This is a genomic window from Marinobacter sp. CH_CUG1437-1, assembly GCF_037029655.1.
GTDB classification, from domain to species: Bacteria; Pseudomonadota; Gammaproteobacteria; order Pseudomonadales; family Oleiphilaceae; genus Marinobacter; species Marinobacter salsuginis.
Map to the genome: position 1 here is coordinate 169370 of NZ_JAYMEW010000004.1, position 15563 is coordinate 184932.

The 15563-nt window shown below is 57.5% G+C and carries 14 protein-coding genes and 1 tRNA gene; 9 read left to right on the top strand and 6 right to left on the bottom strand.

What is annotated here, in order from left to right:
- Positions 1–9: 9 nt before the first annotated feature.
- On the bottom strand, positions 10–750 hold the full coding sequence (locus tag WA411_RS12855; protein ID WP_069184630.1) for a DUF599 domain-containing protein: 741 nt from the start codon (positions 748–750) through the stop codon (positions 10–12).
- Between the two features lie 199 nt (positions 751–949).
- On the opposite strand from WA411_RS12855, the gene WA411_RS12860 reads away from it, so the two are divergent.
- From WA411_RS12860 to WA411_RS12875, 4 genes are all read left to right on the top strand, one after another.
- Positions 950–2227, top strand: a complete 1278-nt coding sequence (locus WA411_RS12860; RefSeq protein WP_291907710.1) for a M48 family metalloprotease — start codon at positions 950–952, stop codon at positions 2225–2227.
- 173 nt (positions 2228–2400) lie between these two features.
- Positions 2401–2946, top strand: coding sequence for a hypothetical protein (locus WA411_RS12865; RefSeq protein WP_136629691.1), 546 nt, complete (start codon positions 2401–2403; stop codon positions 2944–2946).
- A complete protein-coding gene (locus WA411_RS12870; RefSeq protein ID WP_291907715.1) occupies positions 2946–4133 on the top strand; it encodes an iron-containing alcohol dehydrogenase in 1188 nt (395 codons plus the stop codon). Before WA411_RS12865 ends, WA411_RS12870 begins: the two co-directional genes overlap by 1 nt.
- A gap of 168 nt (positions 4134–4301) precedes the next feature.
- Entirely contained in the window at positions 4302–5084 is a 783-nt protein-coding gene (locus WA411_RS12875) for a substrate-binding periplasmic protein (protein WP_291907718.1), read from the top strand.
- A gap of 28 nt (positions 5085–5112) precedes the next feature.
- On the opposite strand, the gene WA411_RS12880 is transcribed toward WA411_RS12875, so the two are convergent.
- On the bottom strand, positions 5113–7599 hold the full coding sequence (locus WA411_RS12880; protein ID WP_291907720.1) for an ABC transporter permease: 2487 nt from the start codon (positions 7597–7599) through the stop codon (positions 5113–5115).
- Positions 7599–8318, bottom strand: coding sequence for an ABC transporter ATP-binding protein (locus WA411_RS12885; RefSeq protein ID WP_069184679.1), 720 nt, complete (start codon positions 8316–8318; stop codon positions 7599–7601). The genes WA411_RS12880 and WA411_RS12885 overlap by 1 nt, the downstream gene beginning before the upstream one ends.
- Before the next feature lie 62 nt (positions 8319–8380).
- Here WA411_RS12885 and WA411_RS12890 point away from each other — a divergent pair, with 62 nt between their 5' ends.
- The gene (locus tag WA411_RS12890; protein ID WP_291907723.1) at positions 8381–9010 is read left to right on the top strand and encodes an arylesterase; all 630 of its coding nucleotides are present in this window, start codon (positions 8381–8383) and stop codon (positions 9008–9010) included.
- A 7-nt stretch (positions 9011–9017) separates the two neighbouring features.
- Here WA411_RS12890 and WA411_RS12895 read toward each other — a convergent pair whose 3' ends face one another.
- A complete protein-coding gene (locus WA411_RS12895) occupies positions 9018–9983 on the bottom strand; it encodes a YheT family hydrolase (RefSeq protein WP_069184623.1) in 966 nt (321 codons plus the stop codon).
- A gap of 72 nt (positions 9984–10055) precedes the next feature.
- Between WA411_RS12895 and WA411_RS12900 the strand changes: the two genes are divergently transcribed.
- Positions 10056–10131, top strand: a tRNA-Asn gene (locus WA411_RS12900).
- Between the two features lie 56 nt (positions 10132–10187).
- Here WA411_RS12900 and WA411_RS12905 read toward each other — a convergent pair.
- On the bottom strand, positions 10188–11477 hold the full coding sequence (locus WA411_RS12905; protein ID WP_291907730.1) for a M18 family aminopeptidase: 1290 nt from the start codon (positions 11475–11477) through the stop codon (positions 10188–10190).
- Positions 11478–11597: 120 nt separating this feature from the next.
- Between WA411_RS12905 and WA411_RS12910 the strand changes: the two genes are divergently transcribed.
- Both WA411_RS12910 and WA411_RS12915 read left to right on the top strand, forming a co-directional pair.
- Positions 11598–12086, top strand: a complete 489-nt coding sequence (locus WA411_RS12910; RefSeq protein ID WP_069184621.1) for a hypothetical protein — start codon at positions 11598–11600, stop codon at positions 12084–12086.
- 104 nt (positions 12087–12190) lie between these two features.
- On the top strand, positions 12191–12799 hold the full coding sequence (locus WA411_RS12915) for an outer membrane beta-barrel protein (RefSeq protein ID WP_291907734.1): 609 nt from the start codon (positions 12191–12193) through the stop codon (positions 12797–12799).
- A 55-nt stretch (positions 12800–12854) separates the two neighbouring features.
- Here WA411_RS12915 and rlmKL read toward each other — a convergent pair whose 3' ends face one another.
- Positions 12855–15029 carry a bifunctional 23S rRNA (guanine(2069)-N(7))-methyltransferase RlmK/23S rRNA (guanine(2445)-N(2))-methyltransferase RlmL gene (gene rlmKL / locus WA411_RS12920; protein ID WP_291907736.1) on the bottom strand — a complete coding sequence of 725 codons (2175 nt, stop codon included), beginning with the start codon at positions 15027–15029 and terminating at the stop codon, positions 12855–12857.
- A 318-nt stretch (positions 15030–15347) separates the two neighbouring features.
- Between rlmKL and rmf the strand changes: the two genes are divergently transcribed.
- Positions 15348–15560: a ribosome modulation factor gene (gene rmf / locus WA411_RS12925; RefSeq protein ID WP_069184618.1), complete on the top strand. Its 213-nt coding sequence runs from the start codon at positions 15348–15350 to the stop codon at positions 15558–15560.
- The last annotated feature ends 3 nt before the right edge of the window (positions 15561–15563 follow it).

The following is a 15563-nucleotide window of genomic DNA, read 5'->3' on the forward strand; positions in this document are numbered from 1 at the left end:
ACCTGTGGATCAGCTTTTGGGTTTTGCGCTGCTTTCCGCCTTGCCGGGCAGCGGCTCTTCGAACACCTTACCTGCTCTCAACGCCTCCAGTGCCGTAGAACAGAATTCCCGGCGGTAGAGTACGATGACCACCAGGGTGGACGCCGCCATGAAAACGATCGGATGGATAAACCAGCCTACCACGGCAAGCGCGTAATAGTAGGATCGAAGACCCAGGTTGAACGCGTCGCCTGCGAGGTTGCAGATGTTGCCGGCACTGCGGGCGAAGGCTTCCCGTCCTGCCGGGCTGGTTTTGGTATCGTCCGGTGGCGGGGCACTGCCTACCATCACCGAGACAAAATTGTACATCCGCATGGACCAGGTGAATTTGAAGAAGGCATAGATAAACACCACTAGCAGCACCACCATGCGCAGCTCCCAGATTTCCCGGGTCGGCAAGGTTCCGAATGGCATGGTGCTGAACACTTCCATCACTTCCTGGGTGTATCCAAGGGCAGTGATAATACCCGCGAGAATCAGCAGGCAACTGGAGGCGAAAAAGGCGCCGTTTCGCTCCAGGTTACCAACCACCGACGCATCGGCAATCCGGTTTTCCCGGCGCAACATGACGCGCATCCAGTCTTCCCGATAAAGGTCGAGCGTGTTGGAGAGACAGGGCCGGTCGGCGGCGCGGCGTTTGGAGTACTCGGTATAACCCAGCCAACAAACCAGGAACCAGAGCAAAGCGATTAATTCGAGAAGATTACCCATTGGCTGCCCTAGATTTGAAAATGGCGAAACAGAGCGGGAACAGGGGCTTATGATACGCCATGGACCTGTTCGCCACCACCGCTCGAGGCGGTGCGGTAATCCACCCACAACCAATCATGTGCTATAAACTGGCCATTCAGGAATCGGGTAAAGATTTACGACGAAGCCCGACATAGATTCATCGAAAAGGGAGCTCATCTTGAACCTGTCTGCTATCAAAACCAGCCTCGCTATCATTGCCCTGGCGGTATTGCTGAGTGGTTGCTCGGTTAATCCGGTTACCGGCGAAAAGCAGCTTTCGCTGATCGGCGAGAGCCAGGAACTCGCCATGGGCGCGGAGCAATACGAGCCCACACAGCAAACCCAGGGCGGCCGGTTTTACATCGACCCCGAGCTGAATCTGTACGTGAGCGAGGTCGGCCAGAAGCTGGCGCAGGTCAGCGATCGTCCCGATCTGCCCTACGAATTCGTGGTTCTTAACAGCAGCGTGCCCAACGCCTGGGCCTTGCCCGGGGGCAAGATCGCCATCAATCGCGGCCTGCTGACAGAACTCGAGGACGAGGCTCAGCTTGCCTCGGTTCTTGGCCACGAGATTGTTCACGCTGCGGCCAGACACAGTGTTCAGCGGATGCAACAGGGCATGCTGATCAGTGCCGGCGTTGCTGGCCTCGGCTTTGCGCTTTCGGATAACGAATGGGCCGGGCTGATCATGGGTGGTGCCGCATTGGGGGCCCAACTCGCACTGGCGCAATACAGCCAGGGAGATGAACTGGAATCTGATCATTACGGCATTCTTTACATGAAACAGGCAGGCTACGACCCGCAGGCGGCTGTCGAGCTTCAGGAGCTCTTTCTGAAACTCTCTGAGGGCCGTCAGTCCAGCTTCATTGATGGTCTGTTTGCGACCCATCCACCCTCGGCAAAGAGGGTGCAGGAAAACCGCGAACTGGTTCAGAAGATCGGTGCCGGCGGCTATCGGGGAGAGGATGTCTATGAACGCAAGATGGCCAAGCTCCGTTCGCTGCAACCCGCGTACGAGGCCCACGACAAGGCCATGGAGCTTGCTTCCAAGGGTGAAATGAAACCTGCCCTGGACAAAGTAAACGAAGCGATTCGCCTGCTTCCGCGGGAGGCCATGTTCTACGCGCTGCGCGGTCGAATCTATCAGGAGCAGAAGGAAGCCGAGAAAGCCGCTGCCGACTTCGAGAAGGCCGTGGAGCTCTATCCCGAAATGTTTAAATACCGCCTTTACAACGGCCTGAATGCCCTGAGACTCAATAATCTGGACAAGGCCAGGGAAAACCTCATCAAAGCCAATGAAACCGTTCCCACATCCATCGCCTTCCTGCGACTCGGCGATGTCGCGGTAAAACAGAATAATCGAAATGAAGCCATTGCCTATTACAGCAAGGCCGCCGAAGCCGGTGGTGACTTGGCTGAAGAGGCCAAACGTAAACTGGCGGCACTCACGCAATAATTGCCGCCGGAAACGTTGGATTTAGAAGGCCGGAGTCCCGAGGGGTTCCGGCCTTTTTATTGCCCGGGATCAAGATTGCCGGTCTGACGCACATCTTCTGTCAACGCCTCCATTGACTTTTAGAGCAATAACTCTAAAAATCAGATCACATCAACAATGATTGGATGACGGACATGTTAGCGAAACGTATCCAGCCCATGGTCTTCCAGGCGCGCCGCTTGTATGTGGAACTGATGTTTCAGGTAATGGGGCGGGCACTGCAGGCTGTGAGTGAAGTGGACGAAAAGGTTCAGAATGAAGCCCGGGCCCTGCCGGATGGCTTTCTGTTTGAAATGATGGTGATGCCGGACGGCTCAAAGCTGATCGTGGAGCACACCGGCCAGGGGCGATTCCGCTACCACGGTGACCAGGCGCCCCGCCCCGTCGACCTGTCAATTCAGTTCAAGCACATTGCCCATGCGTTTCTGGTGCTGTCTTTCCAGGAGAAAACCTCCGTGGCATTCGCCAATGACCGCATGCTGGTCGATGGCGACATCAGCTATGCGGTGCGCATGACCCGGGTGCTGAACCGGCTTGAGTCATTCATTCTGCCAAAACTGATCGCCGAGCGGGCCGTGAAGGAGTACCCGGCCGATCTGCACCTGCCGGAAAAACTGATCAGTGCTGCGCGCATTTACCTGAAAGTTGCCACCAATTTTGTCGAGACAGCGAGAGCGTGATGACCACTAAATATTATGAGTTCTTCTGCCCGGTGAAAGTCATTGCCGGCAAGGCCGCACTTGAACACATTCCCTATGAGCTCACAGGCATGGCTGCGAGACGGCCGATGATCGTAACCGACAAGGGCGTACGGGCTGCGGGTCTGCTGGAGCCCGTTATCGCCGCTTGTGAGGAAAGCGGGCTGGAAATCACGTCTATCTATGATGATGTTCCGCCAGACTCCTCCACCACCGTGGTGCGTGATATCGCCGGCATTTACCGTCAGGAAAAGTGCGACTCCATTATCGCCGTCGGCGGCGGTTCGGCGATTGATACCGGCAAGGCCGTCAATATTCTGGTTTCCGAGGGTGGTGACGATATCGCGAAGTACAGCGGTGCCGGCGTGCTCAAGCATCCCCTGAAGCCCTTCTTCGTCGTGCCCACAACAGCCGGTACCGGTTCGGAAGTCACCTCCGTTGCCGTCATCACCGATGAAACCAAGGGCGTCAAGCTGCCCTTCACGTCATCGTTCCTGCTGCCTAACGCGGCGATCATTGACCCGCGCATGACACTTACCCTGCCGCCGCACATCACCGCGGCAACGGCGATGGACGCCATGACCCATGCCACGGAAGCCTTTACCTGCATGGCCAAGAACCCATTGAGCGACGCATACGCCACCGCGGCGATCAAAAAGATCAGCCACTCCCTGCTCAATGTGATGGACAACCCGAAAGACAGCGACGGCCGGTTGGAGCTGGCCCAGGCGTCGACCATGGCCGGCATTGCCTTTTCAAATTCCATGGTGGGCCTGGTGCATGCATTGGGACACGCAATGGGCGCTATCTGTCACCTACCCCACGGTCTGTGTATGAGTCTTTACCTGCCCTATGTGCTGGAGTACAACCTGGAAACCATCCGGGATCCTCTGGGCGACTTGTTGCTGTATCTGGAAGGCCCGGAAGTGTTCGCAGCAACGCCTGCAAGCCGCCGGGCAGAGGCCAGTATTTCCGCCATTCGCAAACTTCGGGATGCCCTTTACAAGCGGTGCCAATTGCCACGTACACTGAAGGAAACCGGCAAGGTAACCGAGGATCAGCTGGATCACATCGCCGAAATGGCGCTGGATGATGGCTCCATCATGTTCAACCCGAAGGAAGTGACACTGGAGGACGCCCGCGCGGTTCTGCGACGCGCCTGGGCATAACCGGAAAGCGGGGGCCGCACGCGGCCCCGGCTTTAGCATTTTTCTTAAGATAGAAATCACATCATTGAAAAGGACTGAGCAAAAGAGGACAATTAGCCACTTCTGGCAGGGATGATAGCCGGGTTCATTTTTCACCTACAGCATCGTTTCGTAGAGAGCCCCCTCCGCATGCAAAACCGAGTGTCCTGCCTCACCTCTGCCATTCTCGGCATCCTGCTGGTTGCTCTGACAATACCTTCTTTTTCCGTATCCGCGTCCGAGGAAGTGTCCGGGGAAGAGCGTGTATTCCGTTTCAACATCTCTCCCAACGGCTATCCCCCCTACCTGATCGTTGATCAGAACCAACCCTCAGGAATCATGTGGGATGTCGTGTCCGTGGTTGCCAAACGCCTTGGCTACAGGGTTATTGCGGAAAGGATTCCGCGAAAGCGGGTTGATCAGATGCTGCATGAGGGTTACATCGACGGCACGCCAAGGGCCCGGGAGTGGGCAGATAATCCGGAGCAGTTCCTGTTTACTGATCCTGTCGTGGACATCGAAGAGGTGTTTTTTGCACCTGCTCAATCGGACTTCTCGTACGAGAGCCCAGACGATCTGGTTTCAAAAACCATTGTTACTCACCTCGGGTACCGGTATCCGCTGCTCGAGCCTTACTTCGAAGAGGGCCGAGTTCGCCGTTTCGATGTTTCCAGGGACAAGGACATGTTCACGTTCGTGCTGCACGGCGACCGATTCGACGCGGCTGTCGCTGATCGGCTGGTCGGAAAATGGATCCTGCGGAACGAGGGCCTCAGGCAGCACTTCGACATAACCAGCAAGGGCATCAGCAATTATGGCTTCCGGCTGATGTTGCGTAAGGACTGGCATTCCTTCGCCAATCAATTCAATGCCGAACTGGCGGAGATGAGAGAGAACGGCGAACTTGACGCCATTCTCGCCAACTACCGATAACCGCTGCCGCCGCTCTACCCCGGGCGCCTTACTCCAGGCGCCTTAGCAGAAGCATGGGCGACACGCTCAGAACCGGCCGGAGTTGCCATCGGCCAAACAGGGCCAGAACCAGGGCGCTAACCAGCGGGATAGGCAGCACCACATGCCAGTGCCATTGGAATGTGCCCTCGAACATCCGGAACTGCAGTGCCCAGACCGCCGCCTCGGCGGCAACCACGCCCAATAAACCTGCAAAGCCTCCCAGCAACGCGAACTCGAGCATAGTGCTGCGCACTAACAGTTTCTGCCTGCCGCCCAGAGTTCGTAGCAAGGCCCCTTCCCTTTGCCGGTCCTGGAGCGTCGCACTGACCACCGCTGCCATAACCACAAGCGCTGCGGCAAGAATCAGCGCCAGGATGGCTTCAATCGCCTGTGTTACCTGGCGGACAATCTCCTGGATTCGCTCGATCACGTGGTCGATTTCCAGTACCGAAACGGTCGGGAACTGGCGCGAAAACTCGTTCAATGCATCCTTGCTGTCCTTGGGAAGATAAAAGCTGGTTATCCAGGTTGCAGGCATGTCTGTCAGGCCGCCCTCCGGCGGGAAGGCCATGTAGAAATTGGGTTTCATGCTGTCCCACTGAACCGTGCGGATACTGGTGACAGCTTCCGTTACCTTCTCGGAACCGATGGTAAAGGTCAGTTTGTCGCCCAATGACAGGCCGAGTTGTGCAGCCAGTTCGGCTTCCACCGAGACGCCGTTTTTCTGGTTCTCACCGAACCAGGTGCCCTCCACTACCTCGTTGTCTTCCGGTAGAGCCGACATCCAGGTGAGGTTCAGTTCACGGTTAAGGGCGTTTACATTCTCATCCTTACTGACCGTTTCCTTGACCGGCTGTCCGTTGAGCTCGGTCAGACGACCGCGAACCATGGGGTAGAGTTTATCCAGGGGCTGGCCACGCTCTTGCCAGAACGCATCAACGTCCTCAACCGCGTCCGGCGCAATATTGATCAGGAAGTGATTGGGCGCTTCATCGGGCAACTGGGCCTGCCAGTCCGACAGTAATGAAGTCCGCACCAGTATCAGCGTGGCCGCAAGCATCAGCGTCATCGCAAACACGGCAATCTGGGACAGACTGGCCCTGCGATGCCGGTAGAGGCCCACCAATGCCAGACGCCAGGCGTTACCGCCGCCACGGACCTTACGCAGTGTGGCCACTAGCAGCCATCCAACCAGGCCAAGGGCGCCAAGCAGCAGGGCAAGGCCACCGAGCAGGGAAACCACGAGGGCCAGTTCGCCGGCGTACATCCATACCAGTCCGAACACCGCCACAATGGCGATCAGGATATCCGGCAAGGCCTCACGACCTGTTTCACCGGGTTGGCTTCGCAGTACGCGCATGGCCGGCACATTGCGAAGCCGACGCACCGGCGGATAGGCGAAGGCAAACAGAGAAACAAGAGCGGTCAGAAGCGCGGGTACCAGGGCGGAAGGGTCGAGCTGGAAGTCCACCGGGCGCTCCAGTACCTCGCTCAGCATGCGAGTCAGCAACCAGTAAAGCGGCATGGCCACCAGCAGGCCACCGACGATGCCGGTAACGCCCCAGAGTGCCAGACGCCTGAGATACAAGCCGCCAATACCAGCGCCGCTCAGACCGAGGGTCTTCAGTAATGCGACGGTGTCGCGTTGAGACAGGGCGTATTGCCGGCTTGCAACAGCAACCGCCACAGCGGCAAGCAGAACCGCAAGGCTGCCGCCGAGCAGCAGGAATCGCTCGGCACGCTCAAGGGAGCGGGAGAAGGTTTCACCATCGCGAACGCCCTCCCATTCATGGCTGGGCTCCATGCGGGGTTGCAGCCATTGATAGTAAGACTCCAGCGAGGCTTCATCACCGGCAAACAGATAAACATACTCAACCCGGCTGCCCTCCTGAATCACCCCGGTGGCTGAGACATCATCCACATGCATCATTACCCGTGGCGCCAGCGCGGAGAGCCGGAAACCACCGTCGGGCTCGCGAATGAGGAGACCTGAGACGGTCAGGTTCAGATTCCCGACTTCCAGGGGCTCTCCGATTTCCAGATCCAGCAGTCTGAGCAGGCGCGGGTTGATCCAGACCTCTCCTGGCCCGGGCCCCTGACTGACCAGCTCCCTGGGACCCGTTGGGTCCCGCTGTATTTCGATATCCCCCCGGAGCGGATATTCGTTGCTGACGGCTTTCACCGACACCAGCTGGAAATTATCAGCGCCCAAAACCATGGTGGAGAATTCCACCATTCGACCGGTTGCAAGCCCCTGATCAGTCGCTTCCTCCAGCCATGAATCGGGAATGGGTCGACCATTTTCCGCTTCCAGCTGCCGATCCGCCGCCAGGAACGAACTGGCTGAGGAAACCAGGGTGCGTTGCAGCTGGCTGGCAAACAGGGCGATGGTAGCAACCGTGGCAACGGCAATGATCAGAGCGGCAAGAACGACACGAACATCCCGTTCCCGCCAATCCCGGCGGACCGACATGAGCTTGTTTGCAGCCGCCATCAGTGTGCCATCTCCTGAGCAGCGCTCGGTTCGGTAAGAACGCCGGCTTCAATGTGGAACTGCCGATTGCAGCGCGCCGCCAGGTGTTCGTCGTGGGTAACCATTACCAGCGTTGTGCCCTGCTCCCGGTTGAGCGCCATGAGCAGATCGGAGACTGCCTGGCCGGTGCGGTTGTCCAGGTTGCCGGTCGGCTCATCAGCAAACAGAATCAGCGGCTCAGAAGCGAACGCCCGCGCAATCGCTACCCGCTGCTGCTCACCGCCCGACAGCTGTCTTGGAGTGTGGGTCAGACGTTCGCCCAGGCCCACCCGTTCCAGTAATTCACGTGCTCTTTTTTCCGGAGCGCTCATACCCGCCAACTCCAGGGGCAACATAACGTTCTCGAGCGCGGTGAGCGCAGGTAAAAGCTGGAAGGACTGGAACACGAACCCAACCCGGTGGGCCCGAAGCTTTGCCCGCTCGTCTTCGCTGAGCTTGCTGATCACCGACCCGTCCAGCTCAACCGTTCCCTCAGTCGGCGTATCGAGGCCGGCTAACAGACCCAGGAGTGTGGTTTTTCCAGACCCTGAGCGCCCGACAATGGCTACGGACTCTCCCCGATTGATTTCAAGAGTGACCCCTTGCAAGATCGTGAGCGTATCGGTTTCAACACTGACGCGGTGAGTCAGGTTATTTACCCGTAACATTGGGCTCTGGCTATCCGGGTTAATATTGGTCATCTGGTTCACGGAGTCTCCCGATCCTGGGTCCTGAAAACGACTTAAAGGTGTATTGGTTGTCTATGCATACGGCATTGGTGTACGTCAGATCAATTCTTTTTCTTGTAGCTACCCTGTTGGCGCTGCCCGTGGCGGCGAGCCAGAACACGCTTCTGATTGTCGGAGACAGCCTCAGTGCCGCCTATGGCGTCCCCTCCGAAACTGCCTGGGTGCAGTTGTTACGTGAGCGCCTGGAAGACAAGGGACTAACGGAATGGGAAGTGGTCAATGCCAGCATCAGCGGAGAGACCACCGATGGCGGCGCTCGTCGTCTGCCCGAACTGCTTGAGGAGAACGAGCCCGAAGTGGTGATCATCGAATTGGGAGGCAACGACGGCCTTCGCGGCTTTCCGCCCAATGTTATCGAATCCAATCTCGCCTCCATGATCGAAAAAGTCCAGGGTTCGGGGGCGCGTGCCGTACTGGTGGGCATGCAGATACCTCCCAATTACGGACAGCGGTACACAGAGATGTTCGCCGAAATCTACCCGAAGCTGTCAGACCGTTACGACACCGCTCTGGTTCCCTTCTTCCTGGACGGCATCTACAACCAGGACGGACTGATGCAGGACGATGGTATTCATCCTACCGAGGAAGCCCAGGTCAAACTGCTGGACAACGTCTGGCCGGTCATCAAACCGATCCTTCAGTAACCCCGACTCAGTGCAACCCCCGAAGAAACGCCAGGGCCCGGCGCTCTGACCAGTAGAACCCGTCCCTGGCATGCTCGACAAACCCCACATGACCGCCCCAGCGGGGCGCCTCAAGGCGCACATGGGCGCCGAGCTGCCGCCGGGACTCCGGAAAGCATTGCGGCGACAGGAAAGGATCATCGGCGGCATTGACCATCAGCGCCGGCACCCGCACATCTCGCATGCGCCCCAGTGCCGAGCACTGTGCCCAGTAATCCCGGGCATTGCGGAAACCGTGCAGTGGTGCCGTGTAGCGGTCATCAAACTCATGAAAACTGCGGATCGCGTCAAACCCGGAAACATCGATCAGGTCCGGGAACTTTTCTGCCTTCTCCTGCATTTTCACCTTCAGATCCCGAAGAAAGCGCTGCATGTAAATCTTTCGGCTGGGCAGCGCCAGCATATCGGCGCTGCCGGCCAGGTCGCAGGGAACCGAATAGGCAACGGCGCCGCAGATCCGGCTATCGACTCCCTCACCCTGTTCGCCCAGATAAAGCAGCGTCAGATTGCCCCCCATGCTAAACCCGGAAAGGAACAGGGTTTTGTAGTTACCCGACAAACCGTGATTGACCACCAGGCCGAGATCCTCGGTGGCGCCGCTATGATAGAACCTGGGTTGCCGATTCATAACGCCGCCGCAGGAGCGGAAGTTCCACGCCAGAACATCCCATCCCTCACGCAGCAAGGCTCGGGTTAAACCGAGCACGTAGGGACGCCGGCTATGCCCCTCCAACCCGTGGGACACAATCGCCAGACGGTCGCTGCCCTGCCGGTACCAGTCCAGGTGCAGTTCGTCGTCATCCGGCGTCGCAATCACTTCCGGCTCGGGATCCACCATGGGTACTTTGCGAAACAGCGTGGGCCAGACCGACTGGACGTGACCGTTGCGTAGCCACGGTGGCGGACGATAGTGAAGAGTCCTGCTTTCGTACAATTTTTAGCCTTTCATATCAGGGGGTTGACCCCGTAAATCAAAGCGCTTAATATGCGCGCCACTTGATGCTGTTCCCCGATAGCTCAGTTGGTAGAGCAACGGACTGTTAATCCGTTTGTCGCTGGTTCGAGCCCAGCTCGGGGAGCCACTTATTTCGAAATGCAGCTGCTTCTGATGAATCAGCGGCATTTTTCGTTTCCCGCCCTAGAAAATCTGTTCGCGCTGCATGAATTCGGTCAGCACGCGGAACAGCGTGAAGCCATCCTCGGTTCCGATCAGTTCCCGAATGGAGTGCATACCGAACTGCGGTACACCAATGTCCAGCGTGGTCACTCCCAGATTACCCGCCGTGAGCGGCCCGATGGTACTGCCACAGCCCATGTCACTTCGAACCACAAACGTCTGGTGTGGCAAACCCAGCTCGTCACTGATGTGGCGGTATACGGCCGCCGAGCGACTGTTGGTGGCGTAACGCTGGTTGTGGTTAACCTTGATCACCGGCCCCTGATTGAGAATCGGACCGTGATTTTCGTCGTGTTTATCCATGTAATTGGGGTGAATGCCGTGGGCATTATCCGCCGACACCATCATCGAACGGGCAATGGCCCGAGCCTTGCCGGAGCCGGCCCAACGATCCAGCACCGCCGTGAGGAACGGCCCCTGGGCGCCTTCGGCCGACATACTGCCAACCTCTTCGTGATCATTGCAGACCAACAGAGCGGCCTCATCACCGGAAGCTTTCAGCAAAGACTGAAGGCCGATGTAACAACTCAGCAGGTTGTCCAGCCGAGCGGATGCGATGAAATCATCGCGCAAACCGACAAACGACGCCTCACGGGCATCGTAAAAGCTCAGCTCGTAGCCCAGAACCTTGCGAACACTCAGTTCGGATTCTGTTCTGACCTGTTGTGACAGCAAATCGACAAAGCTGGTCGTGTCACTTTCCGGAACCTGCATCACAACCGGTGGCAGATCGGTCTGGGGATTAACCGTCCGATTGCTGTTGGCTTCGCGGTCGAGGTGGATGGCCAGACTGGGGATAAACGCGATGGGTTTGCGAAAATCCACCAGCGTATCCCGCACCTTGCCGTCCTCGTCCAACACCGTAACCCGACCGGCCAGAGAAAGGTCCCGATCAAACCAGGGGTTGAGCAGAACACCGCCGTAGACCTCGACCCCCAGCTGGAAAAAACCCTTGCGGCGAAGCTCAGGTATGGGCTTGACCTTCAGGCAGGGGCTATCGGTATGGGCACCCACCATACGGATCCCCGAGGTGGCAACGTCTTTGCTGCCGGTGCGGAAGGCAACGATCGAAGAGCCGTTACGGATAACGAAATAGCCCTGGTTTTTGGCCAGTGACCAGTCTTCCCGCTCATCCAGTTCCTGGAACCCGGCCGCACTGAGCCGTTGCTTCATGGTGTCAACTGCGTGCCAGGGTGTGGGAGAGGTGTTCAGAAACTTCAATAAATCTTTGTTAAATTCAGCGTGTTCCATGATGTCCCTGATTAAAAGATAATTGCGCCATCAGTATGGCATGAAGCCGTAAAGCCTCATACTGGTCAACGGACATTCCCTATAACCGGGTCACAAATTAACCAGCACCGGGAGCCCAACGTGCCTGCACCGAGATTTCTCGACATTGAATACTGCCAGACCGACGACGCGCTTTTCCCAACCGCCATGGCCTGGTCGCTGGAAGACGGCCGGATGAAAACCGTGGTGATCGCCCCTTCCGATGACTGGCTCCCCGAAGACGGTGACCTCGGTGATATCGACCTGCTCTACCTGGAAGAACAGGGCGTGCCCCTCATCGAACTGGCCCGGGAACTGCACCAGGACCTGCCAGACCAGACCGTATTCGTGGACGGCCTTGATCCGGACGAGATTCTGGTGGACCTGATCTTCACGGCGGTGGGACAGGAAGCCCCGTTTGAGATCGCACCCATCAGTGAGCTTATTACCGGCCTCGACAGCGAAACCCTGGAAGATCGTCGTCGCCAGTTGCTGTTCGAGGAAAGCCTGGAACCTCAACTGCCCGAAAATGGCGTCTACGCCCTGCTGCTAATGGCTCGGGAAGAAGGCCTGTTCGACGAAGACCTTTAACGGTGCAGAACAGACACAGGGAAGTGTGACACGGGTCGACGTAACAAACGGTTACACAAGGCAGAATCAGCCCGTATTCGCCCACGTCAGGAAGCCCGATAACAATGAACAAGGTTGTGCGAACGCCCCTTATCTGCCCACTTGTCCCCGCCCTGTTTCTCGCCTCCCAGGCTGTTCTGGCCCAGGATACTCCTCGAGCAGACAAACACTACATCGGTCTGCTGGCAACCACTTACAACCACCGCACCATCGGTGAAAACACCAAGGAGACGGCCTGGGGCACTGGCGGAACACTGGTGATGGGTGGTCATATCACCGACCTGTTCCACGCCGAGTTGCGGGCGGGCGGTGGCTTTAAAGGCGCCGAAGTCCCGAATAGTGACCTCACACTGAGCGTTGACTACTACGCCAGCTGGTATATCGGCCTGCACTATCCGATTACCGACTACGCCAACCTCTACGGACAGTTTGGCTTTTCCTATATCCATGGCGAGGGGGAGATTAGCGACCCGGCGAATGACCGCAACAACCCCTTTCTGGACCTCGAAGGCGAATTTCCAGACAGCGGCTTCAGCGTCAGCTGGATTGCTGGCCTCGACTTCGAAGTAATGGACGACACCTTCCTGGTGTTCGAAGGAGGAAAGCTCTTCGAAGACACCGCCACGGATGTGAATACCTTCCAGTTCTCCGGCGGCCTGCGCTACGAGTTCTAGAATACAGGTCGGATTACGCTTCGCTAATCCGACCTACCGTTCTATTCAATTTCCTTTATGCCTTGTGGCGGATGTGCCAGCACCGGTGGATCCGGGCATTGCGCTGGAAATCCCTGTCCAGGGTATCCCGGGTAACTTCGGAAACCTCGAACTCGCTTTCCAGCGCCTCGTCGAGCTTGAATCGCCGGAAATTATTGGAAAAGATCAGCAATCCATCAGAGCTCAGCCTCGCCATGGCCTGCCTCACCAGCGTGGGATGATCCTTCTGGATATCCAGAACGCCCGCCATTCGGGCGGAGTTCGAAAATGTGGGCGGATCCATGAAGATCAGATCAAACCGTTGGTCCGCCGTTTTTCGGTCCGCAAGCCAGGCCAGGCAATCCGCCTGCTCTACCCGATGTTTCCGGGGATCCGCACCGTTCAGGGCCAGATTCTCCTCTGCCCATCCGACATAGGTTTTTGACATATCAAGGCTGAGAGAGCGGCTGGCGCCTCCTACCACGGCATGCACCGTGGCCGCCCCGGTATAGCAGAACAGATTCAGAAACCGCTGGTTTGCGGCGTGTTGCTGAATCCAGTGCCGCACCGGCCGATGATCCAGAAACAGACCGGTGTCCAGGTAATCCTTCAGGTTCACCTTCAGCACACAGCCATGTTCGTGAACCTTGAAAAACTCGCCACTGGCAGCCTGTTTTTCATACTGGCTGGTGCCCGTCTGGCGCTGGCGCTGCTTGCACACCATGTCTTCCCGGTCCACGCCGAGCGCTTCGGGAATCACTGCAAGAGCTTCGGCCAGACGTTCACGGGCGGAACGTTCGTCCACCGATTTCGGGGCCGCGTACTCTTGCACGTGTACCCGGCCCTCATAGATATCGATTGCCAGGGCGAACTCCGGCATGTCGGCATCGTAAAGCCGATAGCAACCAATGCCCTGCTTTCTCGCCCACTGGCCAATGGTCTTCATATTTTTCTTGAGCCGGTTACGAAGCATGGCCGCACGTTCCTCGTTGGCAATACGAGGAGTAATCTCACCGGGGATATCGGGGCCCCGCGGGGTCATGGCGCTGGCGTCATTGATTTCGAACAACAGCAACTGAGCAGGCAGTTTGCCGTTGAAAAGCCGGTATTGCTTGTAGCTTCGCAAACCGATGGACTTGCCGTATTCCGGGGCACCGGTAAACACACCAAGCCGCCAGCCGGGTACGCTGCGTTTCACTGCAGCGCCAAGGGCCTGGTACAGGGCGCCCAGTTCCCTGCGCTCACTCAAGCGCTCACCGTACGGCGGATTGGTCAACACCAACCCATGTTTGGACCAGCCGTCCTCCGGTTCCAGGGCCTCAACCGATCGAGCTTCAACGTGGACAATACTCTCAAGCCCAGCCCGCTGGATATTCTTCCAGGCCGTCGCAATGACCCGACTGTCCTGGTCAAAGCCCGCCAGCCTGGGGATTCGTTTCTGTTTACCCTCATGGGCGCGACGTTCTGCTTCCTGGCGCAAGGACAACCAGAGCTCCGGCTGATGGCCCGGCCATTTCTCGAAGCCAAACTGCTCCTGTTTGCGGCCGGGCGCCATATCCAGCGCCATCATCGCGGCTTCAATTACAAGCGTGCCGGACCCACACATCGGGTCCAGAAAATCGCCGCCGGTCGAGGCAATCTCTGGCCAGCCCGCACGCATCAGTAATGCCGCCGCCAGGTTTTCTTTAAGTGGTGCTATGCCTTTATCTGTCCGGTAGCCGCGCATATGGAGGCTGTGGCCGCTGAGGTCGACTCCCAGTGACAGGCGCCCCCGATTCAGTCGAGCGGAGATAATGACATCGGGATTCTTGGCATCCACGGAAGGCCTCGGGCCTCCATTGGCCTGGAACCGGTCCACAATGCCGTCTTTTACCCGCTGTGCTCCGTATTGCGTATTCCGGATTGCCTCGTTCTGACCGAGAAAAGTGACCCGGAAACTTCCATTCACCGGAATATGCTGCTGCCAGTCCATGTGCACAACGCCGTCATACAGCTCGTCGCCACTGTTGGCATTCACTTCTTCGACATGGAGGATCACCCGGTTGGCCAGGCGTGACCAAAGGCAAGCGCGATAACCAGCCTCCAGGGCACCCTCCACCCAGACTCCCGCCGGCGCGTTGCGCACGGTGTCCAGGCCAAAAGTGCTGAGCTCGTCCGCCAGAAGGTATTCCACCCCCTTCGGGCAGGTTACGAAAAATACAGATTTGGACAAGTTCAACTCCTGGTGTATCAGCGGCGACTGGTAAGTTTCCGGAATACTGGCTGTTCCGAAATTGGTGGTGATTTTTTAGTTCACATAACTATAAAAAAAGCGTCACATAGATGAAATAATTAGTGTACATCCGCGCAAGGTTCGACTTACCTTGTAATTGACGCGTCGTTCCGGAAGGTAACAAACTTTCCGTTAACAGGATCCTGACTGCTCTGGCTTGAGCTGACAATAGTGGGTTATCCCGGAGCGGGTAACAGTTGTCGCAGCCACTGCAGGTGTGTACACGCTTGTTCTGTTAATCCATCAGTGAGGAACGGCATGAAAAGACAGAAAAGAGACATGTACGCTCGTGCATACAAGCGGGGTTATCTCGCTGGCGTGTCCGGTAAATCCAAAGACAGCTGCCCGATTGAACAGGCGGAAGTTCGCCAGGAATGGCTGAACGGGTGGCGAGAAGGCCGCACAGATCAATGGGAGGGCATGACCGGCGTATCCGGCATCCACAAACTGGCTAACGTTACGACGGCTTGACGC